The sequence below is a fragment of the Nostoc sp. genome (genome assembly GCF_036917575.1).
In the GTDB taxonomy this organism is placed as follows: Bacteria; Cyanobacteriota; Cyanobacteriia; order Cyanobacteriales; family Nostocaceae; genus Nostoc.
In genome coordinates, this window is record NZ_JBALDC010000039.1 from 168,824 (window position 1) to 195,460 (window position 26,637).

16 protein-coding genes and 1 pseudogene are annotated in these 26,637 nt (G+C 40.8%); 8 read left to right on the forward strand and 9 right to left on the reverse strand.

The genetic code is table 11. The features are described 5' to 3' along the window. Positions 1–114: 114 nt before the first annotated feature. Complete coding sequence (locus tag V7K79_RS09450) at positions 115–1,464, reverse strand: cytochrome P450 (protein WP_335046898.1); 1,350 nt, start codon at positions 1,462–1,464, stop codon at positions 115–117. Between the two features lie 51 nt (positions 1,465–1,515). Then, positions 1,516–3,408, reverse strand: a complete 1,893-nt coding sequence (locus V7K79_RS09455; RefSeq protein ID WP_335046900.1) for a lipoxygenase family protein — start codon at positions 3,406–3,408, stop codon at positions 1,516–1,518. A gap of 489 nt (positions 3,409–3,897) precedes the next feature. Between V7K79_RS09455 and V7K79_RS09460 the strand changes: the two genes are divergently transcribed. Then, positions 3,898–4,935: an aldo/keto reductase gene (locus V7K79_RS09460; RefSeq protein WP_335046902.1), complete on the forward strand. Its 1,038-nt coding sequence runs from the start codon at positions 3,898–3,900 to the stop codon at positions 4,933–4,935. Between the two features lie 11 nt (positions 4,936–4,946). On the opposite strand, the pseudogene V7K79_RS09465 reads toward V7K79_RS09460, so the two are convergent. Next, positions 4,947–5,153: pseudogene (locus V7K79_RS09465) on the reverse strand (zinc ribbon domain-containing protein); the annotation flags it as partial. 117 nt (positions 5,154–5,270) lie between these two features. On the opposite strand from V7K79_RS09465, the gene recR reads away from it, so the two are divergent. Next, a complete protein-coding gene (gene recR, locus V7K79_RS09470) occupies positions 5,271–5,828 on the forward strand; it encodes a recombination mediator RecR (protein WP_335046904.1) in 558 nt (185 codons plus the stop codon). A gap of 189 nt (positions 5,829–6,017) precedes the next feature. Here recR and V7K79_RS09475 read toward each other — a convergent pair whose 3' ends face one another. From V7K79_RS09475 to V7K79_RS09490, 4 genes are all read right to left on the reverse strand, one after another. Then, a complete protein-coding gene (locus tag V7K79_RS09475; RefSeq protein WP_335046907.1) occupies positions 6,018–6,590 on the reverse strand; it encodes a prolyl hydroxylase family protein in 573 nt (190 codons plus the stop codon). A gap of 98 nt (positions 6,591–6,688) precedes the next feature. Then, complete coding sequence (locus V7K79_RS09480; RefSeq protein ID WP_335046909.1) at positions 6,689–9,931, reverse strand: PAS domain-containing protein; 3,243 nt, start codon at positions 9,929–9,931, stop codon at positions 6,689–6,691. A 248-nt stretch (positions 9,932–10,179) separates the two neighbouring features. Then, positions 10,180–12,126, reverse strand: a complete 1,947-nt coding sequence (locus V7K79_RS09485; protein WP_335046911.1) for an amino acid transporter — start codon at positions 12,124–12,126, stop codon at positions 10,180–10,182. A 769-nt stretch (positions 12,127–12,895) separates the two neighbouring features. After that, positions 12,896–13,972: a PIN/TRAM domain-containing protein gene (locus V7K79_RS09490; RefSeq protein WP_335046913.1), complete on the reverse strand. Its 1,077-nt coding sequence runs from the start codon at positions 13,970–13,972 to the stop codon at positions 12,896–12,898. A gap of 398 nt (positions 13,973–14,370) precedes the next feature. On the opposite strand from V7K79_RS09490, the gene hemW reads away from it, so the two are divergent. Both hemW and V7K79_RS09500 read left to right on the forward strand, forming a co-directional pair. Next, positions 14,371–15,579, forward strand: coding sequence for a radical SAM family heme chaperone HemW (hemW, locus tag V7K79_RS09495; RefSeq protein WP_335046916.1), 1,209 nt, complete (start codon positions 14,371–14,373; stop codon positions 15,577–15,579). Positions 15,580–15,589: 10 nt separating this feature from the next. After that, positions 15,590–16,477 carry a sugar phosphate nucleotidyltransferase gene (locus V7K79_RS09500; RefSeq protein WP_335046918.1) on the forward strand — a complete coding sequence of 296 codons (888 nt, stop codon included), beginning with the start codon at positions 15,590–15,592 and terminating at the stop codon, positions 16,475–16,477. A 227-nt stretch (positions 16,478–16,704) separates the two neighbouring features. Here V7K79_RS09500 and V7K79_RS09505 read toward each other — a convergent pair whose 3' ends face one another. Continuing rightward, entirely contained in the window at positions 16,705–18,102 is a 1,398-nt protein-coding gene (locus tag V7K79_RS09505; protein ID WP_335046921.1) for a hypothetical protein, read from the reverse strand. Positions 18,103–18,632: 530 nt separating this feature from the next. On the opposite strand from V7K79_RS09505, the gene V7K79_RS09510 reads away from it, so the two are divergent. Both V7K79_RS09510 and V7K79_RS09515 read left to right on the forward strand, forming a co-directional pair. After that, positions 18,633–19,757, forward strand: coding sequence for a THUMP domain-containing class I SAM-dependent RNA methyltransferase (locus V7K79_RS09510; protein WP_335046924.1), 1,125 nt, complete (start codon positions 18,633–18,635; stop codon positions 19,755–19,757). Between the two features lie 642 nt (positions 19,758–20,399). After that, complete coding sequence (locus tag V7K79_RS09515) at positions 20,400–20,666, forward strand: hypothetical protein (protein ID WP_335046926.1); 267 nt, start codon at positions 20,400–20,402, stop codon at positions 20,664–20,666. Between the two features lie 319 nt (positions 20,667–20,985). Here the strand turns inward: V7K79_RS09515 and V7K79_RS09520 are convergent, their stop codons facing one another. Next, entirely contained in the window at positions 20,986–21,870 is an 885-nt protein-coding gene (locus V7K79_RS09520; RefSeq protein ID WP_335046928.1) for a hypothetical protein, read from the reverse strand. A 935-nt stretch (positions 21,871–22,805) separates the two neighbouring features. Between V7K79_RS09520 and V7K79_RS09525 the strand changes: the two genes are divergently transcribed. Together V7K79_RS09525 and V7K79_RS09530 are read left to right on the forward strand one after the other, a co-directional pair. Next, positions 22,806–23,771, forward strand: coding sequence for a helix-turn-helix domain-containing protein (locus tag V7K79_RS09525; protein WP_335046930.1), 966 nt, complete (start codon positions 22,806–22,808; stop codon positions 23,769–23,771). Positions 23,772–23,973: 202 nt separating this feature from the next. Beyond that, the gene (locus V7K79_RS09530; protein ID WP_335046932.1) at positions 23,974–26,613 is read left to right on the forward strand and encodes a TonB-dependent siderophore receptor; all 2,640 of its coding nucleotides are present in this window, start codon (positions 23,974–23,976) and stop codon (positions 26,611–26,613) included. The last annotated feature ends 24 nt before the right edge of the window (positions 26,614–26,637 follow it).

The window sequence follows — 26,637 nt, forward strand, 5'->3', positions numbered from 1 at the left end:
ATTATAATTCAGGAATGCCACTTACTTTCAGCTTACTTAATCGAGTATGAGAAGTAGGGGCGCACAGTTGTGCATCCCTACAATAGGATGTTTTTTTTATTGGAAGTCCCTTACTCACAGTCGTTGAGCAAAACCTTGTAGTACTAAATTATTAGGAGTAACAGCAGTCACTTTTTCAAAATCCCACTTGACTTCTGTAATTGAGTCCCACTGATAGTTATGGAACAGATGTAAACAGAAAATTTTGATAAAGCCAATTGATAAGGATTTACCAGGACAGGCTCGCTCATGCTCTTCACCGTTCCAAGATAAGATATCTGAAAAACTTCGTGTTAGGTCAAAATCATCTGGATTTTGGTATCTATTGGCATCCCGATTAGCTGTAAGAATAGAGCCAAGCAAGCGAGTACCTTTTTGAAATGGACATTTTTGTTCTCCAATCTCAACTTCACCTGCTTCAGTGGTGAGTTGGCTAACAAATCGTACAGGTGGATAAAGACGAGCCGTTTCTAGAATCACTTGATTGAGAAGTGTTAACTTTTCTAGAGCATCTTGATCTAAATTTTTCTTGCCATTCCAGACTGCATTGATTTCTGATACTACATCCTTTCTAAGGGTATTATCTAAGCAAAGAACACCAATCACAGATCCCAAAAGCGCACTTGTGCCGGCAGTACCAGCGATATGAATCATATCGAAAAGGGTATTAGCGATTTGGTGTTCGTTCAACTGATACTGAGCACCTGTTTGAAAGTAAGCTGCCCATAAAGCTGATTGTTTATATTGCTTAATTAGATATTGACGATGCCGAATTCTTGGCGCTGTTAAGATTGCTAACAGATACTTGCTGATAAAATTAGGTAAGGATGCCAGAGCCAAACCTTTAATGTAATTATCGGATGCTGTGATTTCTTCCTCAGATAAAGATATCTGAAAAACCAGTTGATGCAAAATCGATAGTATGATCTTTGGCAAATCGTTGCCGATATGTAATTTGCCTTGTTTAACAGCTTCTAACAGCCTTTGCTCAACTAGATTTCCTAAAAAGTCTATTTTTTGAGACGGTTCCGGTAAGGCTTGTAAGATTACAGTACGTAGTCCTGTATGTTCGTTACCGTTTGTTCCCAAGCTCAGAGGATTGTCAAGCAAGTAGCTAGGAGCTAATATTCTGATGATGCCTAAATCATTTCCCCGCAGTTGTGGTTGGGTTTGCATTAGTTCTCTTACCTGGGAGTGAGAGGAATGCATAATTGCTTGGTCTACTGCAAAATACTTGTCTCCAATATTGTCCTTACGGATGTAGAGAAAGTCTCGCCATGCGTTGAGCATGATTGACGCATCCATGTAATAAAAAATCAAGCGTAGAAACTTGCCGATCGCAGTGTCGTAACCTACTTTAGCTAGTATAGGTACAAGCCAAAGCTGGCGATCGTGACCTTTGAGGACTTTATCTTTAAGTGTCATGGTATTTATTTTGAGTCATTGGTCATTGGGTATTGGGCATTTATCTCCAATTCAAATATTGATGCTCTGAGGAATTTTAGAAGGAAGTAGATATTCATAGGGTGGACGGTGCAAATTACGTTGCTTGATGGTGTCTTCTACCTGCTGAAGATGACTGTGGAATGCTTGTAACAACGGTTTTACTTTTTGGTCTGTAAAGTATCCTTGCTGATAATCGCCCAGCTTGTTGTAGTACATAGACCCCAACAAGCTGAGTATGTTGTATTGCCGTTGTGCCTGATCTAAGGGAGGGAGCAAATTAAGGTAGTCTTGCTCAGTAACTTCTCTTTTGAGAGTTGAGGCTGGTAAATAACCTGCCAATGGAATCGCTGCGGCGTAGCCCATCAAATCTTTTTGCGGAAAGTTAACCGCAGCGTGTTGGGCGCTGGCAGTGAAAATAATCAGCGTAGTGGCATCAATTAGATAATTGCGCGTTTTAATGCTCCCATCTTCGCCAAAATCGGGGATGCGACCACCATCGTAAGCTGAGATTTCTGCTGCCCAGGCTTGCAGGGCTGTATCTTTTTGAATGTCTTCATCCGTGGTGTAGTAAAGATTCACGTAGTCCCAAACCCATTGATGAATGGCATCCCAGACTAGTAGTGCATCATCCCGGTAAGGATAAATAGGCAATAGGTTAGGATCGTCTACACCGCGCTGTTGGAATTGCTTAGGTAAGATGGCGCTGTTAAAACCATAGCTTTGTAATGCTAGTACTGCTAAAACGCGAGAGTTATCGATTGTTGCTGAGAGTAATCTATCGACACCACCGCTTGGAGCTATGAGAATACGTTGAGCGGCATCGTTAATTGCTAAAGTGCTGTCAAAATGCGGGTGTAGTAGAATTCTTAAAGGATGGGTGAGTGGCAGTTGTCGAGCAGTGGCGATCGCAAAAGCACCAATTAACAAGTGAGTTCTTGCTAGGTGAGTAACAGCTTCGTGGAAGTTGGCATCTGCTATTTGGACTATTGTTTTGGCAAAAAGCCAAGAGTATTTACTGGAGTTAGGGGTAACAATCGGATAATCTGGGCCTGGGGTTTGACCGCATTGAATGGCTATCGGACGCAATAGACGGGTGGGGTCTGAGCCTTTGGGTAAGGCAAACAGTGATAGGGGAGCATAGAGATATTTTTGCTCGTGTGGGAATGTACCGTTGACCGCACCATCTAAAATTTTATAATCAGCTAAGTAAAGCCTGCCTTCAAGTCCGGCTGCTGCTAATGAATCCTCAGTTCCCATTACTCCTTGGTAATGTTCGTCTGTGACTGGAAAGCGATCGCCTAAAGTAGTTACTCGCTCGATTGTGACGGGATTGTAGCCAGCTACTCGCATGTAGGCAAATACTTCATCTGATTGGTAAGTTTTAGCGATCGCTGGTACACCAATCACTGGAAACAAATTTTCGTAGTCCTTGAGACTGGTTGCATGTCCTGTAGGCTGTCCTTCATATAGAAGGTTAATTATCCTATTTAGAGCATCTCTGAGGATCACAAGTCCGTTTTCTTTCAAAATAGAATAAAAAATATCATCAAGTTCTCTAAGATCCTTAGATATGCCATTGAGGAAAAACTGAGGGATAATTTGCAATATTCTTGTCAGAATGCTGATTCTGATTGGTATTGCTCCCTTGAGCAAGGCTTCTAAAATAAACTTTGCGGCATCATCACGAATCGATTTAGAACCTTGATTACCTCTGTTAACAATTAAGGTATTGATAAACACAACTCGTAACTGCTGGGCTAATAAAAAATACCAGTTAGTGGTGAACTCTTCGGCAATAGAAAGCCTATCTAGCATCGCAATAGGTGGTATATGGATGTAGTTATATTGATACTGTTGCCTAGCTATATCTAAAGTATGAGTACTTGATGAACTGATTGAATTATCTGGTGATGAAGCAGTCATTGACTCTACTCATGTTTAGTATGGGGAACTTTAATAGTTTAGAATAAACAGGTTTGAGTTAGCTAAACTTATTATCGCAATCAAGTTTAAAATTACGATTTTTCTCCAGAAACTTTTTGGATTTTATCAACTCCTGAACTATGCACCAAATATTTATAAATTTTGCAAGGAATATTTAGCAATACAAATAATATTTGCCAAATTTAGAAACAATTCTCAAAAAAGTTTTTCTTACTAAGGTATTGTGTTTGAGTTGACATTTGAACCACTGAAACAATACCAAGAATACGACTATCAGATTCTTCCTCTGCTGCCGATGTCTCTAATGCTTCCTCTGCTTACACAGCCGCATATTTTTCTATTACCTTCCTTTATCAAAAATCTATCTCTACCTCACTGCTTTTATCCTTCAACAGTTAGAAGTAGCGAATTTTGCTTTATGCAAAGCTATGAAGGCAAGTTCTCATACTGTGGCAAAAGGATAAATTTGTGGATATTAGCAGACGAAATTTACTGAAGGTAGTTTCTGCTTCTAGTTTAGGTGGAGCCGGGGTATTTGCTTTACAAGGTTTAACCAAACAAGTTTTAGCGCAAAATCAGTCTACCTCACCCCAGATTAAAAAAGGTGAAATGCTCTACAGGCAACTAGGACGCACCAAAGAACAAATATCTGTAATTGGTCTAGGTGGTCATCATATTGGTAGACCAAAAGACGAACAAGAAGGTATTAGGCTGATCCATGCTGCTCTCGATCGCGGGATTAATTTTATGGACAATAGCTGGGATTACCATAATGGAGGTAGCGAAATTCGCATGGGTAAGGCTCTGCAAAATGGTTATCGTCAAAAAGCTTTTCTGATGACTAAAATCGACGGTCGCACAAAGGCGGCTGCTGCTAAACAAATTGATGAATCTTTAAAACGTTTGCAAACAGACCACATTGATTTGTTGCAGCATCATGAAGTCATTCGCATGGAAGACCCAGACCGGATTTTTGCCCCTGGTGGTGCGATGGAAGCAGTTGTGGAAGCACAAAAAGCTGGCAAGATTCGCTACATAGGCTTTACTGGACACAAAGACCCTTTAGTACACCTGAGAATGTTGGAAGTTGCCAATCAAAACAACTTCCGTTTTGATGCAGTGCAGATGCCGTTAAATGTTATGGATGCCCATTTCCGCAGTTTTGAGAGGCAAGTTTTACCCAGACTGGTTGAAGATGGAATTGCTGTACTGGGGATGAAATCAATGGGCGATCAATACATTCTCAAAAGCAATGTGGTCAAACCTATTGAATGTCTGCATTACGCGATGAATCTGCCAACTTCAACGGTGATTACAGGCATTGAAAGTATGCCCATCTTAGACCAGGCTTTCGAGGCAGTACGCACTTTTACACCCATGAGCCAAGAACAAGTTAAAGCATTACTGAATCGGACTCGCCAAGCTGCTCTCAAAGGTCAGTATGAACTGTTTAAAACCACTAGCCAATTTGATGGTACAGCCAAAAATCCTGAGTGGTTAGGTTGACACTCCCCGCTCTAAAGAGACGGGGATTCTTGGTTCCCTGACTCGCCGTTAGACGATAGGCTTGCGCCAACCGCCCAAGAGGGCAAATCTCCCCAAGCGTAGCTTCCCGTATGCCCTACGGTAGTTAGTCCACGTTTTAGAATATTGATACTGGCGTTCACGTCCCTATCTTCTACATAGTTGCAGTGAGGGCAAACATGAGTCCTTAGCGATCGCGAGTTGGAAGTGTTGCGCCTGATGGAAGTACTAAAAAAATGTCATCATAGTTAAAGTGAAAACATTTTGGAGACAAGACAACGGTTTACGCACGCCCTTTAGCACGGTTAATTGAACAATTGCAACGCCTACCGGGAGTTGGCCCCAAAAGTGCCCAACGACTGGCTTTGCATATTTTGAAGCGACCAGAAGCAGAAGTAGAAGCTTTGGCACAAGCTTTAATTGAGGCAAAAAAACAGATAGGCTTGTGTTCTGTTTGCTTTCACTTATCTGCTGAACCTGTTTGTGAAATTTGCCGCAATGCCAATCGTGACAACAACACTATCTGTGTTGTTGCAGATCCTCGCGATGTGATTGCACTAGAAAAAACCCGCGAATACAAAGGCAAGTATCACGTTTTGGGCGGGGTGATTTCGCCAATTGATGGAATTGGCCCAGATCAATTGACTATACTACCTTTGCAGCGCCGTGTGAGTCAGCAAAAACCTCAAGAAGTAATTCTCGCAATTAGTCCGAGTGTAGAAGGGGAGACAACAACCCTGTATATCGGTCAGCTATTGAAACCATTTACCAAGGTGACGCGGATTGCTTTTGGTTTACCTGTAGGTGGCGATTTGGAATACGCAGATGAAGTGACTTTGGCGAAGGCGTTGGAGGGACGCCGGGAGTTAGATTAAATTTTGTTTATTTTGCAGCTTAATCACTTTCTATAAAACTCATATTTTATTTTTGAAAAAAACTCAGTACACGTTTATTCCTTTTTCCCAGTCCCCAGTCCCCAGTCCCCAGTCCCCAGTCCCCAGTCCCCAGTCCCCAGTCCCCAGTCTCTACGAGTAATTCTCCGAATCAAATCGGATTGCTATAGACTATTGACTGTACATAACATCCGATCGCAAGACGTACTTTCGCCCCTGGATAATAGTAGCGCCCTCATGTACTAGTTCGTGGACAAAACACAAAGCCATACCTGTTACTGGAAGCACAGCTAGATTAGATAAATCTTTGTAGTATTGAGGAAGATAAAAGCGGGTTTCACCGCCTTCAAAGCCTTCATTCAGATAAATCATGAAAGTCAATAAACTTTCCTCACCGTTAGGGCGGCGATAAGCACCATCATGGTGAGGTGCAAATCTCTGACCTGGATCGTAGCGATAGAAACGAAAACGCTCATTCAGCCCAACTGGATGCCATCTACCAATGGTGTTGGGGATATAATTTGACACACGCTGCCACAAATCAAAAGCACGCTCCCGGTCATCCAGAATAACGCGCTGATTATTGCGGATGTCGGGACGCATTTCAAAACCTCGGTGGGTAGTAATAGGAGCATCTACATAACCAATGTTTTCTGTTAAAGCAATATATTCAGCGCATTCTGCTGGCGAAAGAATATTTTCCAGCGTAAAAATTTGGTTGCGAAGCAAATCTTTCTTGGTCATGGTTAAGTCGATTGAGATTTAAGTCGGATGAATAATGTATTCTTTATAACCCAATACAGTTTAGTTCAGCCTAAAATCCAATGAACAGAAATAGAGTTTTAGTCATGATTTTGACCTAGTAAATCTGCAATTAAGGTGAGTAATTCAGTTGGTTGTACTGGTTTAGCAATGTGTTTCTGAAAACCAGCTCTTAAGACACGATCGCGATCGCTTTCTCCTGCATAGGCGGTAAGAGCGATCGCCGGAATTTCCCCGCCCTCCTCTTTGGGCATGGCTCTGAGCATCTTAATCAAGCTGTAGCCATCCATTTCTGGCATTCCTAAATCACTGATTAATAAATCAGGTACAGCCTGTGTTAGAATTTTAAGCGCCTCATTTACCGATGCTGCGGCAGTTATCAACGCCCCATTCTGTTGTAGCAAGAAGTGTAGAAACTCACGTGTGTCAACATCATCATCGACAATTAATACTCTTAGTCCACGCAGAACTGATGAGTTAAATTTCTCCTTTACTCTTCTTGCTTCTCCTGCACCCTCATTCTCCTTCATCAGGGGCAGTCTGACAGTAAAAACTGCTCCCTGTCCAATTCCTGGACTGGCTGCTTTTACAGTGCCACCATGCAACTCTACTAAGTGACGAACTATTGCCAATCCCAATCCCAGTCCGCCAAATTTCCTGGTTGTGCTGCTATCGGCTTGACGAAAATATTCAAATACGTGGGGTAGAAACTCAGGGGAAATACCTTGACCTGTATCTTTAACTTGAATTATTGCTGAGTGGAAAGTTAATTCACCACTCAATGAGAGACTTACTTCCACCGAACCACGAGAGGGAGTAAACTTGACTGCGTTCGAGAGTAAATTCCCGACAATTTGCTGTAAGCGATTATAATCGCCTAACACTTTACCAACATTGGGGTCAACCTGTACTTTAATCTGGATAGATTTGGTTTCGGCAATTAACCGCACTGTTTCCAATGCAGCATCAATTACAGCTACCAGGTTAACAGTGGCAAAAGTTATGTTCAACTTACCGCGAATAATTCGGGAAACATCCAGCAACTCATCAATTAATTGAATCTGCAATTGAGCATTTCTTTCGATGGTTTCCAAAGCACGATTTGTAGTCACTTCATCAAATTTGCGGCTTTTGAGTACCGATGACCACCCTAAAATGGGGTTGAGAGGCGATCGCAATTCGTGGGAGAGAATAGCAAGAAACTCATCTTTATTCCGGTTTGCCTGTTTGAGTTCCTCAGCTTGTTGCCTGAGTGCCTTTTCTAATTGCTTCCTGGGGGTTAGGTCAAGAATGAAACAAATCCAAGACGCTGGCTCTCGCTCCACCAAAGCACCACCAATTAATATGGGAATGCGGGAACCATCCTTGCGGATATATTCTTTTTCAAAGGGAGTACATATCCCAACCGTTAAAAGTTGTTCTAGTCCCTGCCGATCGAGAGCATGATATTCAGGTGGGGTAATATCTTGTCTGCGTATCTTACCCGTTAATAGTTCCTCTCGTGTATAACCCACCATTTCTAAAAAAGCCTTGTTCGCCTCAGTAATGTAGTCAAGAGTGGCGAACATAATGCCAATAATGTTGGAATCAACTAACCGCCTTAATTGAGTTTCACGCTGGCGCAAATTATTTTCTATCTGTTTGCGTTGGGTAATATCCTGGGTAGTACCCATCATTCGTACTGCCTTACCTTCGGCATCATAAAAGACGCGACCTTTAGCAGAAATCCAATGAATACTTCTATCAGACCAAAGGGTGCGGTATTCTATGTCACACTCAACTTTTTCTTCAATAGAGCGAGCGATCGCTTCATGAATGCATTGGCGGTCTTCTGCATATACACAGTTGAGGAAAATCTCAAAGCTAATTTCAGCTTCTAAAGACAGTCCAAACAGCTGCCGACATTTGTCTGTCCAAATTAACTCGTTGGTAGTGATATTCCAAAACCACATACCTAGTTCAGCAGCATTAGTAGCTAACCGAATCCGTTCTTCACTCTCACGCAGATTTGTTTCAATTTTTTGACGTTCCCATAAAGCAGCTTGCTGTTCAGTAATATCAGTACTCGCACCAACTACCCTAACTACCTGACCATTTGCATCCCGGACTGCAAACCCCTGGTCTTCCACCCACAAATAGCGACCATCCTGGTGACGCACTCGATACTCAATTCGATAACGGTTTCCATTGGCCATACTAGCCATGAACTGGTCATTAACTCTTTGTTGGTCATCAGGATGGATGCGTTCTTGCCACCACTGGAAGGTAGGTTCAGTTTCTTGTTGTGTGTAGCCAAAAACCTGGGTTAGACCCTGAGTTCTTTCTACAGTATTTCTCTCAATCTCCCAGTCATAGATGAGACAATTAACCGCAGCTGCTGCCAGCTCAAATCTTTCGTTACTTTGCCGCAAGGAAGTTTCTATGTGTCGTCGTTCTGTAATATCAAAAGCGATTCCCAAAAGATATTGCGGCAATCCCTCAGCAGTTCTGCTGTACACAGTGTCATAGCTACAAAACCAGCGCCATTCACCATTGGCGTGTCGAATCCGGTATTCAAAGCTAAGGACTTCACCTTGATAAGCAGAATTAAATTTTTCAAAATAGCTAGAAAGTCGAGCCAAATCTTCAGGGTGTAAAAGTTGATTAAATAACTCTTTTCCCATCGCCTGGATTTCTGCTGGTGTGTAGCCCCAACCTTGAGCAATTTCGTAATTAACGTAAGAATTTCGCTGCTCAATGAGGTCATAAATGTAGATTATCCCCGGAAGAGTGCCAGCAATTTGTTGAAACAGACGTTGACTATCCCACAGTATTTGAAATTCATCTGCATCAAATCGTTGAGTATCTTGTTCGCAACTATAGTCTTCCTCGAACTGAGCGTGTTTAGATTCCGTAATATCCGAAAAAGTTGTGACGATCGCATACAGATTGCTTCCTTCAGTTTGAAACAGAGGTTGCGAAGATAACAACAGCCAGACTAGCTCACCACTTGGTTTATAAAAGCCACACACCACATTTAAGCAAGGTTTACCTGTATTTTGGGTAACAATAGCAGGATGAGTTTCACTGAGTAAAGGAGAGCCATCTTCATGAATAAACTGCCACTTGGGATCGAGCAAATTTTGCCCTACAAGCTGTTGTGCGGTCAGTCCCAAAATGCGATCGCTAGCGGCATTACAAGCCTGGATAGTGCCATCAGCCAACTGAAGCACCATTCCTTCTTCTTCATTGGTTACTAGGGAAGATTTTGCCTTTTTACTAACTTGCCGATGCAGCAGCCTGTGATTAGCCAGCTGGTTGTGGAACTTTTCTGCGTCTGGCATTCTGAAAAGTTAATTAAATGATTTTAAAGTTAATCTTAGATTGAGTGGGTGATCATTACATAAATTTTAGGGCAATTTCTTCCATCTGGAGGCAGAAGCAGCGATCGCTACTTTTATCACTGGTTTATTTTTTGCCGCATCTTTATAAGACAAGGGGAGGGGGAAACAAGGGAATAGGAGAAAAAAGAACTCTGTTAACGAAACAGTGCTGAGTAATTTTAATTTACTCAGCACTCAGCACTCCTAAATCAACCCCCAACATGAACGCCAGGACGCTTATGGGGATTCTTTTCAGCCCGACGCAGTACTTCGCGGGTAACTACAGCAATGTCACCTTCACCAAACAAGATAAAACGCAGTAGGTATTGTATCGGATTTCCCTCAACCCAGCCGAAGTAAGCATGGGGAGTCTTACTCGTTTGGTCGCGAATATAAAGTAGTAAAGCTGCGATCGCATTCGGTACTGCTGCACTTTCAGCCCGGAGGATGCGATAATCACCAACTTGTGCACCTTTTACTTTAATTACATCGGCAAATTCCGAAGCATCGGAGACATGAATTTCTAAAAATAGAATTGGATCGTTGGATGGAATATGGTTGTCTTCGCGTACCTCTTTCTCTTTCATAAAATACTCTAAGACATCGCCCGTATTTAACCGATTCGCAATCAGTCGTATTGTTCCTTGGCTATCTTCGGTAAGGAATTGGGCAGCAAGTTCATCAATTTCAATTCGCTCTGTTCGCAGTTCTGTTGAACGCCAAACACGAGAAACCAGCGAGGTAAAAATGATCGCGCCGATGAAAAACCCAGCAATCCTAATCCCTTCTGGTCTTTCAATGATATTGACAATAGTGGTATATAAAAATAACAGTGTAATGATGCCAAAAATGATTTTGGCCCGCTTCTGTCCGTGACGGTGGGCTGATAAGGTGACGGCAAAGGCGGCTGATGTGATCAACACAAGTACACCAGTTGCGTAAGCTCCACCTTGGGCTTCTACACTTGCTTTGAAGATAATTGTGACAACAAAAGCGATCGCTGTGTAGACTAACACTAAAGGTCGCGTTACTCGGGCCCAATTGGGTGCCATACCATAGCGTGGTAGGTAGCGAGGCACAATATTTAATAGCCCTGCCATTGCAGATGCACCTGCAAACCACAAAATGGAAATAGTACTTAGATCGTAAATTGTGCCAAAGGCATTGCCTAAATGCTCATGTGCTAAATAAGCAAGGGCGCGTCCGTTGGCTTTGCCCCCAGATGCAAATTGTGCGGCGGGAATCAGGAGAGTGGTTATAAAGCTGGTGGTGAGCAAAAAGAAGCTCATAATCACAGCAGCAGTGGTGAGCAGTTTGCGTGTATTCCGAAGCCGCCCTTTGGAATACTCTTGAGTGTCAGTGCTGCTCCCTTTTACCAGGCCCATAACGGTCACGCCAGTTTCAAAGCCTGACAATCCTAATGCTAGCTTGGGGAATATCAAAAGAGCGATACCGATTAGGATCAAAGGGTTAGAATGGCTGGCAAAAAGTGCAGTTTGCCAGTTAGCGATCGCTTCAGGGTGAGTTATTATCTGATACAGACCGACGCTAACGACAATCAAGTTTAACAGCAGGTAAACTCCCACCAAAATTACTGCAATACCAATTGCTTCTCGGAAACCTTTGAGGAAAACTGCACCTAATAATGCAACTAATACTAGAGTGATTGCGATCGTCTGATTGTGAAGCCAATTTGGAGCTAGCGGATTTTCGATGATATGGGCTGTAGCATCAGCAGCTGACAAAGTAATGGTGATAATAAAGTCAGTTGCCACAAACCCAAGTAAGCACAGTACAAGTAATTTGCCTTGCCACCAGGGGAGTAAACGTTCTAACATTGCGATCGACCCTTCACCATGAGGGCTTTCGGCAGCAATGCGGCGATAGATTGGCAATGCTCCAAAGAGCGTTAGCAAAACCAGAACCAAGGTAGCTACAGGAGAAAGAGCGCCAGCTGCCAGTGCTGCAATCCCAGGTTGATAGCCAAGAGTCGAGAAATAATCTACACCAGTCAAGCACATCACCTGCCACCAAGGATGCTGGCGATGTATTTCTTGCTTGCGGTGGGGTCTTTCCTTCTCTCGTCGGTCTTCTTGAAGCAACCAGCGGATTAACTGTCTGCTGAGGCGTTTTGTTGAAACAATTGATTTAGCCATCAAATACGGTTGTATTGCAAAAGTCGGCTTTGTATTTTTTTTAAGCCTTCGTGGTTTATTAAAATTTTTAACTACAAAGGTATAGCACTATTATTGTATGTTAAGCATCCTGTCCAATTTACAAAATATATAGTAGCTGCTCGTAGTCGTCTACCATATAAAGATCGTTTGCAGCTTTTGGTATAGGAATAATCAATACCGCAACCGTATATTTCGGGATTAAGACTTTTGCATCCTTAACACCTTGAAACTGCATAAATTCTAAAAAACGGCACTACCAAACAAGGTATGTACGCAATTAACAAATTTGCCCTAAATTTATAAAAACAAAATTTACAAAGCGTTCCTCCAGAATGGGCTATTAATCCAGAACCTTGTGGTTTAAGACACCTTGCTTTTCAAGTTAATGATGTTGAACAAACTGTTTTTTATTTAAAATCCAAATAGCTATAAATAGAAAATATTAGAATTAAGGATAGACTTTTTACTTTTGTAACAAATAAAAAACGAGTTTTGAGGTCAGATATTATGCGCAAATCGGCGATTTATCAAGACATTGTACAAAAAGGTAAGGTTGAAGCGTTACTTGAAGTGGCAATAAATTTATTTAGGGTATGTCATTAGAACAGATCAACAGGTGATAGGGCTATCAATTGAGCAGTTACTGTATTTACAAGCAAGTGAGTTTTATGAGTCCAATCAATAAATAATCGGTGCAGTCAACCTGCACCGATTATCAAGTGTCACTTGAATTGAACATCCCATTGTTTCACGCCAATGCTGAAGCTTGGGGTTTAGCAAAAATCATTCTTCCTGCTGTAGTTTGTAAAGCACTGGTGACTACTACTCGCAGTTCACCACCCACATAACTGCTACCTTCTTCAACAACTACCATTGTGCCGTCATCTAGATAGCCAATGCCTTGACTAGGTTCTTTGCCTTCCTTGAGAATTTTCAAATCCAAGTTGTCGCCAGGTAAATAACTGGGACGCACAGCATTCACTAAATCATTCACATTCAAAACAGGTACTTTCTGAACACTGGCAACTTTAGACAAGTTGTAGTCGTTGGTTAACAATGTCCCACTGATTTCTTGGGCGAAGCGTACTAACTTGGCATCGACTGTGGGAATATCATCGTAGTCAACTGCATTAATTACAATGCGCTCGGGATATTCTTCTTTAATCCGGTTGAGAATTTCTAGTCCTCGTCTTCCCCGCACCCGCTTTTGGTCTTTACTAGCATCCGCTACTTGTTGGAGTTCTTGCAAGACAAATTGGGGTACGATAATTTGCCCTTCTAAAAACCCAGTTTCTAGTAAGGCTTCAATACGACCATCAATAATACAGCTAGTATCTAAAACTTTAGTATTGGCTGGTTTTAGCGTTCCTTCTACTACCATCGATTCGACGGTGTTGGGATTAATGAACCGCAACAAGCCTCGCCCGTGGGTGTCTGCCAAATTCATGCCAGTGACGGAGAGGATAATACTACCGACAACTGCCACCAGTGGCTTAATAAATCCAAAATCCGCCGGGATAGGGAGCAAAAATAATGGGGCTAGCATTAGGTTGGCTAGTAATAGCCCAATAACTAAGCCGATCGCACGAGTTAAGATCGCTTCTAAAGGCATTTCTTTGACTTGTGATTCTAGGCGACGATATGTCGTCTGGAAACTCAGCCCAATCGCACCACCAATAATAGCGGCAAAGACGGCAACAACTAAGCGTAAAGCTTCTAGATTCGTAACTTGATCTAGCGTCCCATTGGGTAGTAGTTCAATGCTGTAGAACCCTATTCCCGACGCTGCTAGGATGAATGAAAAAATAATAATGGCGTCAAGCATGGTTGTCTTGTTTTCCTACAACTGTGTTCACCGATAAACTTAAGTATTTTTTATTTCATCGGTAAGATAAACTTATCAATATTGACTTACACTAAGGGTTTAGTAGGGCAATATCTGCAATTATTATAACTAAAGGCTTTAATCTTAATATTTTTCATTGTTTTGTTGTTAAAAGACAAAAAATTGTAAATAAACTACTTATCTTGTAAGAATTCAGAATCTAGAAGTCAGAATTAAGAAGACTTTAATACCCAAACTTAATAATTTTCATAAAATCAAGAAGTTATTACACTCTTAATTTTACAATTATTCTGGCTCCTGACTCCTGAGTGCTGAATTCTTTCCTTATTTTCATTGTCTCTAATTCGCAGTTGGATTAACTTAAAACTTTTCTCAAAATGAGTAAAAAATTTAGTATTTCTGGAATTGCGAGTTCTGCTTATGTCCATATTCCCTTTTGCAGACGGCGGTGTTTTTATTGTGATTTCCCGGTGTTTGTTGTGGGCGATCGCTTGCGGGGCGAAACATCTGGTACTATCTCCCAATATATTGAGGTGCTATGTCAAGAAATTGCCATTACACCAGCATTTGGCCAACCTTTGAAGACAATTTTTTTCGGTGGTGGTACTCCTTCGTTGCTATCAATAGAGCAGCTACAACGGATACTGACAGAGCTACACAAGCATTTTGGGATTGCGTCTGGAGCAGAGATTTCGATGGAAATTGATCCAGGCACCTTTGATTTAGCTCACATAGCAGGCTATAGCAGTGCAGGTGTGAATCGGGTAAGTTTGGGCGTACAAGCCTTTCAATCAGAATTATTGCAAAGGGCGGGGCGATCGCACTCAGTTGAAGATATTTTTGCAGCTGTGGAATTAATTCACCAAGTCGAGATTCCCGTATTTAGCTTAGACTTAATTTCTGGATTGCCGCATCAATCTTTGGATCAATGGCAGGATTCTTTAGAAAAAACGGTGGCGATGTCTGGCGACAAGTCGCTTCTCGCCTACGCACCCACTCACATCTCCATTTACGATCTTACCATTGAACCCGGTACAGCCTTTGGTCGTTACTACAAACCTGGCGATACTCCAATGCCTACGGATGAAGCCACAGTCAAAATGTACCAGATGGCGCAGCAGGTTTTAACTAGTGCAGGTTATGAGCATTATGAAATTTCCAATTATGCTCAACCTGGTCATCAGTGTCGGCATAATCGGGTTTATTGGGAAAACCGCCCTTATTATGGCTTCGGTATGGGTGCGGCGAGTTATGTTGAGGGAAAGCGGTTCACTCGTCCGCGCAAAACTAAAGATTACTACCAGTGGGTACAAGCTGGCGGTGTAATTGATTGTGATGTGACTCCCCCAAAGGAAGTATTGTTAGAAACGTTAATGTTAGGGTTGCGTTTGGCAGAGGGTTTGAGTTTGGCGGCGTTGGTAGAGGCGTTTGGGGAAGAAAAGGTAGAGAAGATTTGCCGATGTTTGCAATTCTATTTTGAAAAAGGTTGGGTGGAAATTGCAGAGGGAAGGTTGCGTTTAATTGATCCCCAAGGGTTTTTGTTTTCTAATGTAGTGTTGGCGGAGTTGTTTGAGAAGTTGGGGTAAGAAACTGCTTATGCAGAAAAATCAAGTTAGAAAAGCTGTGATTCCGGTAGCTGGTTTCGGTACTCGGTTATTTCCAGCTACTAAAGTTGTCAAAAAAGAACTTTTCCCGATTATCGACCGAGATGGTAGGGCAAAACCTGTGATTATCGCAATTATTGAAGAAGCAATTAGTGCTGGAATTGCAGAAGTGGGGATTGTGGTGCAGCCAGATGACAAAAAAATATTTGCAGATTTATTAAAAAATCCACCCAAAAAAGAGCTTTTAGAGAAACTTTCACCAGAAAATCAAGAATATAGTCGATATCTGGAAGATTTAGGTAGCAAAATTACAATTTTATTGCAAGAGGAGCAACTAGGCTATGGTCATGCGGTATTTTGTGCCAAGGATTGGGTACAAGATGAGCCGTTTTTGCTGATGTTGGGCGACCATATTTATGCATCTGATGTTGAAAAATCTTGTGTGCATCAAGTTTTAGATGTTTATGAACAAGTTAATCAAAACATTGTTGGCTTAACTACAATGCCAGCAGAAATTATTCATAAGGCTGGGTGTATAACAGGAGTTTGGCAAGAGTTAAACTCGATTTTGTCAGTTACACAACTCTATGAAAAACCGACTATTGAGTATGCACAAGAGCATTTACGTGTAGAGGGAATCTCAGAAAATGATTTTCTAGGTATATTTGGCTTATATTTACTAACGCCGAAAATTTTTGACTTTTTAGCAGAACATATTAACCAAAATTTTCGAGAACGAGGTGAATTTCAGTTAACATCTTGTCTGGAAAAATTGCGTCATGAAGAGGGAATGACAGGATACGTTGTTAAAGGCAAGTGTTTCGATACAGGTTTGCCAGATGCTTATCGTCAGACAATGATTGATTTTAGAAAAATATAGATTAATTTCAGTTCAATTCGTTTGTCTGGGAGGATCTCAGTTTTTCAGATGGCTCAAGCAGATAGTAATCCATTGAGGTAAGCAGAGCGATGAGCAAGGACTTGAAAAATCTTGAAACTATACTGTTTAGTTTGTTTTTTGTAAAAACTGTTTTCAGTTAGATGAGTTACAAAATGCAGGACTCAAAATCAGACACAAAGAATTTCTACTTCCTTCCTACTGCCTGATTAAAAAACTACCTCAAAACTAGCGGTAGTTAGAGTCGGAAAAGAGTTGACACCCAATTGGGCAAATTTACCCCCAGAATTAATTTCAGCAAAATCATTCGCCGAACCGTTAGGGTTATAAAAGAGACTACCATTTGCGCTATTATAAACGATCACCGCACTACTACTCGCAGCTAAAGTATCGTTTGTCACTGTGGCAAAGTCTGCGGAATCTAATTCGGTTGGGAAGACTGAGTTACTTAGAGCGGTAAAGGTAGATTTAGATAGTTGAATATTGTCTTGCTCAGGATTGAAGTCATTAATAATATCAACTCCGAGTTCCCTAATATCAAACTTCGAGCCTGTTGCAAATGCAAACTTATCTGAACCTGCGCCTCCTCTTAAGATATCATCCCCACTATCTCCCTGTAGGTAATCGTTGCCCTTGCCCCCGGTCAAAATATCTTTTCCACTACTGCCAAAAATAATATCATCACCGTTGCTCCCCTTGAGGTTGTCGTCATCACTACCCCCATCGATTCTGTCCGCACCAGATCCACCAACAAGGATGTCAGAACCGGCTCCCCCATCGATGTAATGATTACCAGCAACACCAGAAAGCAAAATACTGTCATCACCGTCCCCAGCAAAAATAACCTGATCGCCAGGTGAAAAATCCCCCCTACTAAAGGTGTCGTCTCCATTGGTTGTAGTGACATCAGTACTAATCGCATTTCTAGCTCTAGCAACTGCCTCTTTTATGGTATCTGCAAGATTCTCACTTTTAGAACCAAGAGTCAGTACAGCACCTCGACCGAGCTGGGTAACTAGTGTCTCATAATCGACTGCAACATTACTCGTAGTTAGAAAAATTGGAATAATGTTATTTGCTTCTAGCGCAGTTTTTACTTGTGCGATCTCTGGATAATCTTCATAAGCATCAGCTATCCCATCTCCATTATTGGCAATAGTATCACTTGGACTAACTGCTGCTTGATCGCCAGCAACGTGATAAATACTATCGGTAGCTATTATAACAACACGAAATGAACCGACTCTGTAACCAAGACTGCCGCCGCTATCTAAAGCTGCAAACAAGAGTGCGTCTAATTGTGATTCTGGCCCATCATTGCCACCAAAAGCTTGAAAGTCAAAGATTTTATCTTTAATTGTTGTGACATTATTTGTCAAAGGGACTTCTGCTTGATATACATAGTCAGCGTAACCTCCAAAAGGCGGAAGTGGCTTATCCTTGAAAGAGCCAATACCAAATTTCAGGTCATCACCAAAGATACTTGCTAACGCCGGATTGGTTAAACGATTTACCGTCGCCGGAAGTACGGCTTTAAGCTGGACTAAATTGTCATCAGATGACGATGTTAAGTCTTGTAGCAGAACAATATCAGATACAAAACTCATAGTTTTTCCCTCTGACTATTTTTACTCACGGGTTGTATTGCAAAGTGTCTGAGTAGGATTTCAGCTTGATATTAACAGGGTTAATTGATTTAAGATAGTACTTAAACTGAAGAAAATATAATCTCTTTGCAAAAATATTTGCTGTGTCCTTACTCAGGCAAGATGTGAATTTGTCTAGGGCTTGTTATGCTGAGTTACCTAAGAAAGGCAGGAGGCAGGAGGAAGAAAATGTATTTTTTGCCCTCTGCCACTTTCTTTTAGAGCAAGTAAATTTATTTATTGTTCGTGTAGCGTGTCGTAGACAAGAAAGAAGAAAATATGTATTTTGAGATGCGTAGCGCATATTTACTGCCTCCTTATTGAAACAAAACCCATAAATCTAGGGGGTTTAGCTCCTGCCTCCTTATTTAATTCTTTGTACCCTACTAAGGTTATAGTCGCAGACTTAACGAGAGAGAATGTCACAAGATATGAGTTAAGCTAAAGTGCGTCAATGGGTGAGCAATGAAGATAATACTTTGGATTAGAGGATGAATCAGTATTTTGCAACGGTTGCTCGCGGATTAGAAAACCTCGCGGCTCAGGAGTTAGAGCAACTGGGCGCTCATTCAGTGGAGCCGGGGTTTTGCGGTGTAGCCTTTGAGGGCGATCGCACCCTACTTTATCGCGTCAACCTCTGGGCTAGGCTACCGTTCCGAATCTTGGTAAATATCCATGAGTTTCCTTGCCTTGATGCCGAGGATCTCTATCGCGGCATCCAGACTATCGATTGGCAAAACTATCTCACGCCAGACATGACGCTGGCAGTGAATGTCACGGGTAAAAACGATCGCCTCAACCACAGCCACTTCACATCTCTCCAGGTCAAAAATGCGATCGTTGACCAGCAGCAAGAAAATCTGGGTGAACGTTCAAATGTAGAGCTTCATGAACCAGATGTACGGATCAATGTTCATATTGAACGCGATAGTTGTACCGTTAAACTCGACAGTTCTGGAAATAGTCTGCACCGTAGAGGCTATCGCCCTGCGGTTGGAGTCGCCCCTCTCAAGGAATCTCTAGCTGCTGCCCTGATTCAACTTTCGGGCTGGCAACCAGACCAGATGTTCTACGATCCTCTGTGTGGATCTGGCACTTTACCGCTGGAAGCTAGCTTAAAGGCACTGAACATAGCACCAGGACTATTTCGTGAGTCCTTTGGATTTGAAACTTGGCTCGATTTTGACTTATCCCTTTTAGAAAAACTGCTCCAAGAAGCTAAAGACAGCCAACTGGATACCCTGCCTGCACCTATTTGGGGAAGCGATCGCGATGAAAATATAATTGAGCAAGCGATTAACAATGCTCAAAACTGTGGCGTTGATAACCATGTATGGTTTTCTCAAATGGAGCTTACCGATGTTGTTGCCCCCGCAGATAGTGGGGTTTTATTCTGCAATCCACCTTATGGCGAACGGCTAGGGCGAGATAGCGATCTAGGGGCATTCTATAAACTTTTGGGCGATGTACTAAAACAACGCTTCAAAGGCTGGACTGCATTTGTCTTGAGTGGCAACAAGGAACTGTCTCAATCGATTGGACTAAAATCATCCCAACGGATTGCAGTGTATAACGGAACGCTGCCCTGTCAATTAATGAAATATGAACTGTACTAAGTACAGCATTTCATTAATTCGTAGCGAATTAAACTTGCCAATACCTTGCAATGCCAATGCATCCCCCTGCAATGTTAATGCGTCCCTATACAATAGACTTCTTGCAGAACTAGGGAAAAGGGTAAGGGGGAAAGGGAAAAGGAATAAAAAATCTTTCCCCTTTAACCTTTCCCCTTTTCGCACCTCTTGCAAAAGTTACTTTTGCAAGAGGTCTAATGCCAATGCGTCCCTATACATTAAAAATGTAACGCTTTTACGCAAAACTGTATTAAGACAGAATCAATCAGATTTTGCGATTTTTGGTTTGTAGTATGTTTTCGGCGATCGCTCTCAATTACTTTTGGTCAGTAAAAAATACATTGCCTGAAAATTTGGTGACAGTGGAGATGTGCTGTATTGTCGGAGTTTGTGAGAACCGCGACCTAAATCTGCTGTTGTATGGTATTACCTATCTCGATAGATTCAATCTGAATTGGTGATATTTTTAGTCCTCTTTAATAAATTTAAATTAAGTCAAACAAACTTGAAACTATGTGTAAGTCTATATTCTGGTAGTTAGTATGACAACTTTTGAAACAAGTGACAGTATAATCAATGACTGACAATCTGCAATTTATTTATCATTAAAAGGCAAGGCTATTTATGTCAGACCAATTCACCTTTACCGTTACCAATAAAACTGAATTGGCAATTACAGAGTTATGGGTATCTATCGATGATCAAGAGTGGGCCTCATTTAATTTGGGTGAGTTAGGGATTCCATCAGGTGAAACAGCAACAATTGCTTGGGCTGAATATACGAATGGTTCGCCCTGTGAATGGTATATTTATGCTGTATTTGAAGATAAATCAAAAACTGAGTCAGCCCTATTTAACTTCTGTAAAGAACCAGCTTTAACAATCGGATAAATTCTCCACTGCGATCGCCTACGGCGGGCGTGTACGCCATCGCGCTTGATAGATGATTGCATATCGACTCTAGACATAAAAACAAAAGCCTTACCTAAAAAGTATCTAGGTAGGGCTTGATATTAGAATTGACATATCCCTTTTAGAGAAGTTGCTCGAAGAAGCTAGGGACAGCCTGTGAGACGCCCTGACTGCGCCTATTTGGGGAAGCGATCGCGATGAAAATATAATCGATCAGGTTTGTAGTATCTTAAAAGCGATCGCCTTTTTGAAATCTAGCTACTTGAGTAAACGAATAAAGCTGGCTTTGTGATTTGGCCTAATTTGTCGGGCTGAAACAGGTTTCATGCTTACTTATCATACAAAGCTGTTTTTGACCTAGATCGGTTTTGAATTTCACTTGATAAGTTTCGTTTTCCGCAGGTAAAGTTTTAGTGTAGTTATTCGCTCTGTCGCACGAAAAGTCACGAGTGAAAGTTGCTGGAGACCACTTAATTGTCATCGTACTGCCGCTCAGACTGACTTTTCCTTGTCGAGATCGGAAAATTTGCTGGTTGCAGCTGCCGCTCATTACGTTCATTATTCCTGTAAATTCGACCGTTCCGTTCGGCAGAAATTGATAAGTGAAACGCGAACCGTTCGAGCCGATATATGTACCATTTGTACTTATAGCACTGTTTCCGGTACGCGTCCAAACCCATTTTCCAACTAGTGACGAAATCTCTCCAACGCTATCAGATGAATCATCAGTATTATTTGAAGCAGTTTCGCTCGCGTGGGCGCTATCGTAAACAGACAGCAAAAGTTTAGCTTCCGCATCATTCGGTAAATTTCGCAATTGCCCTACATATTCTCCGTTAAATGCCTGCCGAATCCGGCTTTGTTCTTCTTCGTTCTTAGCAAGAGCTTGTGTATAATTGGAAATTAAATTGTCAATAATTTTTCTGGTTCCATCTGGGTCTTTGCGAAACTCATTTAATTTTATTGACTGATATTCATTGCGCTGTTCTATAGTGAATTTTGCTGAAAATGCCCATTCGTAAAAAGCGATAACTTTGTCAATATTCGATTCGTTAAGAGATTCGTTTTGAGCCGTTACTAAAATTTTACTTCCAGCAGCCTGGGCAGAAATATTTATAATCGCTCCGTCCATTAAAACGATATATAAAAATAACATGGACAAATATTTTAGTTTTTTCATCATTCCTGTAATTCTTTTACAATTTAATTAATTTTACCAGCAAGTGGTGAGTTTATATGCAATATTACACCTATAAGTGTGTAACGCGTTAGTGAGGTTGTCATTAAATTAATTGTAAATGTTTAGAGTAAATAAAGATACCCAGAGCTAAATAATTTGTATTACGTTCGCAAGCTGCAAAAACTTTTCAAGAGTTAGATCAGGCTATTATAAATGCACTTAATGTAATGACTAAAAAAGACATTATGGCTTGTCCAATATAGAAGTCATTTTTATACAAAATCAAGACCATCTACACTCAGTAAGCCAATTATTTGTAGAAGCGAGTATACGTCTGTTTGCTAATCGCCGATAGCAAACAACCCAACGCTTAGGTAGCAAAACAAACCTCTTGTGCTTTTTGGGTTAGATAACTACTTGTACAATTCAACAGCAAAAGTCTATTACCCACTGTATGGATAGACCACTGTCAAAGCCACTATCAATTCAGGCTAGATTCAAGCGCGACACGGTAGTTTCCATCTGTTTGACCTTCTTAAGTCAGCAATTCTCATAATGAGAATTGTTGAGCGATCGCCCTGCTTGATAGATATTTAGATTGTATTGTGATGATATACCAATAATATTGGCTACTTAATACTGCATTTGGTAAAGATACTATGACAAAAGACTTAGGGCAACTTAACAGTACTTTCCCGAATAATTTTAATTAAAAATGGCTTCAGTACTCAATTTGATTAGCTCAATGATAAGTTGTCCTCGTCTGAGCAACAAGATTTAGAATACTGTTTTTAAGATTTGTATCAAGAATATATTTGATGTTTTACTTACAAAGTTGGTAGTATCTAAACTAGGTGTAACTGACGTACTTAAGGATAATACGTCTTCCACTTACCCTTCATAGCTATTTCAACACTTTCTAGTAAGTTACTATTAATATGACACTTATCCTCCCGCAAGCAGATTACTTAAAAATACTATACCAAGCAGAAATAATTCAAAATAATGATATTTCAGAAAATTTTGATATCACCAGTAAATATCAATTTGGAGAAGGGTATTGGCGACATATTCAGCTACGAGATAGCATATCTTTAGAAATTTCCAATTATCAGCAGCCCAAATCATTCATTTTAAAATGTGAGCAGCGAAAGCATCCATTAGAATTCCGATTCCTTATTTTGTTAGAGAGCGAATTTAAAAACTTTGAGTTCAAGACAGGAGAATACTTTTTAAGTGGCAGTGGTATGGCATCTGAATGCGCTGTATTCGAGCCATCAGCGCAGGTAGTAGAAGTAGCTATTCACATACATCCAAATGTGTTTCATAGCTTTGCAGAAAATACATCTGGTAAACTTCCTAAAGAATTACAACATCTAATTAGACGTTGGGATCAACCAACTTATGAACGCTATGGAACTCAAACTCCTGCAATGCTTTTAACAGTGCAGCAAATTCTTCAATGTCCATACCAAGGCTTTACTAAACAAATTTATCTTGAAGGTAAGGTTTGGGAACTGGTAGCAATGGTAGTCGAGCAAGAAGTACAAATCAACCAAGGTTGCTTCCAGATTAATAAACTCAAGCCATCAGATATTGACCGCATCTATCATATTAGAGAAATTCTGTTGAAACATCTAGACAACCCACCATCTCTTATTGAACTAGCACGACAAGTAGGTTTAAATGATTGCACAATGAAGCAAGGCTTTAAGCAAGTTTTTGGGACTACGGTGTTTGGCTATCTGCATCACTGCCGAATGCAACTAGCTTATAAGCTGCTTATTGAAAGAAATATGAATGTCACAGAAGTAGCTAGAACAGTAGGTTATGCTAGCTTACCTTCATTTAGTAATGCTTTTCGTAAGAAGTTTGGGGTAAGTCCTAAATCTTGTCAGAGATAAAAATTCCGGATGGAATAAAAAAAATTCCGGCTCGAATAAAACGCAAACACTGAAAAGTTATATATTTTTACAATAATTGGGTTGGTATAAATATATTTTTTACCAATTTAGTTAGTAATAATTGCGATCTATGGGCTGAAAGGAAAATTATACTTAATTCTCAATTTCAATACCTAGTATTTACTAAGTGGTGTGTGTAAAAATGTTTATCAGACTACCGTATCCTACTGTTTGCTGGTTAATATCTGTTGTTTCTCTAACTTTAGTCAATCCAGCATATTCTGAACAACCGTTAGTCAAAAAAACTTTAGTACGCTCAGGTGAAGTTTTCAGAGAAATTCAAACATTAAATCAGCTACAGCTTCCTAAAACTAATGCTTCATATTTATGGAGAGTACCTAGACAGAATGATTTCCCTGAACTTAGTCAAGCAACTACAGATGTGGTATTAGTTACGGATGTTCAGGTAAACTCTACTGATAAAGGGATAGAGTTAATTTTAGTCACAGCTAATTCTCTTAAACTACAAGTTATACCGAAAACTGAGGGTAATTCTTATATTGTAGATATCCCTAATGCCAAGTTGCAACTAAGAAGTGGAGATTTTAGACAATCAAAGCCAGTAGCCGGAATTGGATTAATTACAGTTGCAAATGTAAATGCGGACACATTGCGAGTAAGGGTGACTGGAGAAATGGGTGCGCCTGCGGTGCAGTTGTTTGATAGTACAAAAGAAGGTTTAGTTTTTGGAGTGACCCCTAGTACTTCTACTGCTCAACAGCCAACAACAACATCAGAACAAAAACCATCTACAACAGAGCCAGAAAAACCCATTGAGTTAAATGTGATTGCTCCACCAGATACAAATTATCGGGTACCAGATGCAACTACTGCAACGAAAACAGATACACCATTGCGTGATATTCCCGTTTCGGTTCAGGTGATTCCTCGACAAGTTATCGAAGACCAACAACCGCGTAACTTAATTGGGATACTCAGAAATGCTGGCGTTGTCCAAAATAATTTTTCATCTCGAATTGCAGACACTTTTTTGATTCGAGGTTTTAGAGCTAGAAACGTCTATAGGAACGGCATCAAAGACCGCTTTGCAGATGGTGCTGCTTTCTCAAGTTCGCTGACAAATATAGATAGAGTAGAAGTTGTTAGAGGGCCAAACTCTGTAATTTATGGTCAAGTCAATCCAGGTGGGATCATTAATATAGTTACCAAAAAGCCTTTGAGTCAACCTTACTATGCCTTAGAGGTAAGGCGTGGTGCTTATGAACTTTTTGAACCTTCACTTGACCTTTCTGGCCCTGTGACAAAAGATGGCAGTCTGTCGTATCGCTTAAATACCTCTTACAGAACCGCAGAAGACTTTACTGATTTTTATAATGAAAAGCGTTTTTTCGTTTCGCCTGTTGTTAATTGGCGCATAGGTAAAAATACAAATCTAACTTTTGATTCCGAATATGAAGACATCCAACAGTCGCTAGGTACTGGTGGTGATCAGATTGCTAGTGCAACTATACTTCCTAACCCAAATGGCAAAATCCCTATTAACCGTTATTTAGGGGAACCGACTGATTTCTTTAACCGCCAGCTTAATAGATATAATTACAATCTAGAACATCGCTTTAACGATAACTGGTCTATTAGTAATTCATTTCAAGCTGCATTTTTAACCCTTGATTTACGTGAAACAGCTGTTACCAGTCTACTGGAAGCAGACAACCGCACTGTCGAAAGAAGACAGACTATTTTTCCAAAGCCAACAGAGTATGAAGCTTACACAATAGATACTCATGTTGTTGGTGATTTCAACACTGGTAGTATAAAACATAAACTTTTGGCGGGGTTTGACTTATTTAGACAAACCCAAAGTATTAATATACTTAGAAGATATGTGGCTCCTCTTGATGTTTTTAACCCAGTGTATGGTCAACCACTAGGTGATACTTTTGGAAGACTTGATCTCTACTTTAGAGATGATGCTTTAGGCTTTTATCTTCAAGACCAAGTGACACTTGCTAATAACCTCAAACTACTTGTGGGTGGACGTTATGACTTAGTAGAGAATGAGTTTGCCAATCGGATTGCTTCAACGGCGAGTGTCCAGTCTGATTCTGCCTTTAGTCCCAGGGTAGGCATAGTTTATCAACCCATAGCGCCTGTCTCACTCTACGCCAGCTATAGCCGCTCTTTTGAACAAGAAACGGGTGCAGATAAAAATGACAACCTTTTTAAACCACGGCTGGGTACTCAGTATGAAGTGGGCGTTAAGACTGATTTATTCGATAACAAACTCTCAGCAACACTTGCTTTATATCAACTGACACTAACTAACATTTTAACTACCGATCCTACCGATCCCGATTATAGTGTGCAAACAGGAGAACAAAGAAGTCGGGGAGTAGAACTGAGTGTCACCGGAGAGATTCTTCCCGGTTGGAATGTGATTGGCTTCTACGGTTATACAGATGCACGCATTACCAAAGACAATGATCTTCCAGTCGGAAATCGAGTAGAAGGAGTACCAGCTAATGTCGCTAGTTTGTGGACAACTTACACCTTTGGTACTGGCTCTCTCAGAGGTTTTGGAGGTGGAATTGGCTTTAACTACGTTGGAGATAATAAGCCAGATAGTTTGGATACATTTACAATCCCAAGCTACTTTCTCACCGATGCAGCTCTGTACTATCGCAATAATAACTTTAGCATTGGACTCAACTTGAATAACATATTTAATGTTCGATATTATGAAGCAAGCTTTGACTATCTCCAAAGAATTATTCCTGGTCGTCCGTATACGGCAGAGTTGTCAGTGAAGTGGGAATTTTAATGAGAACAACTCATTGGTTAGCCA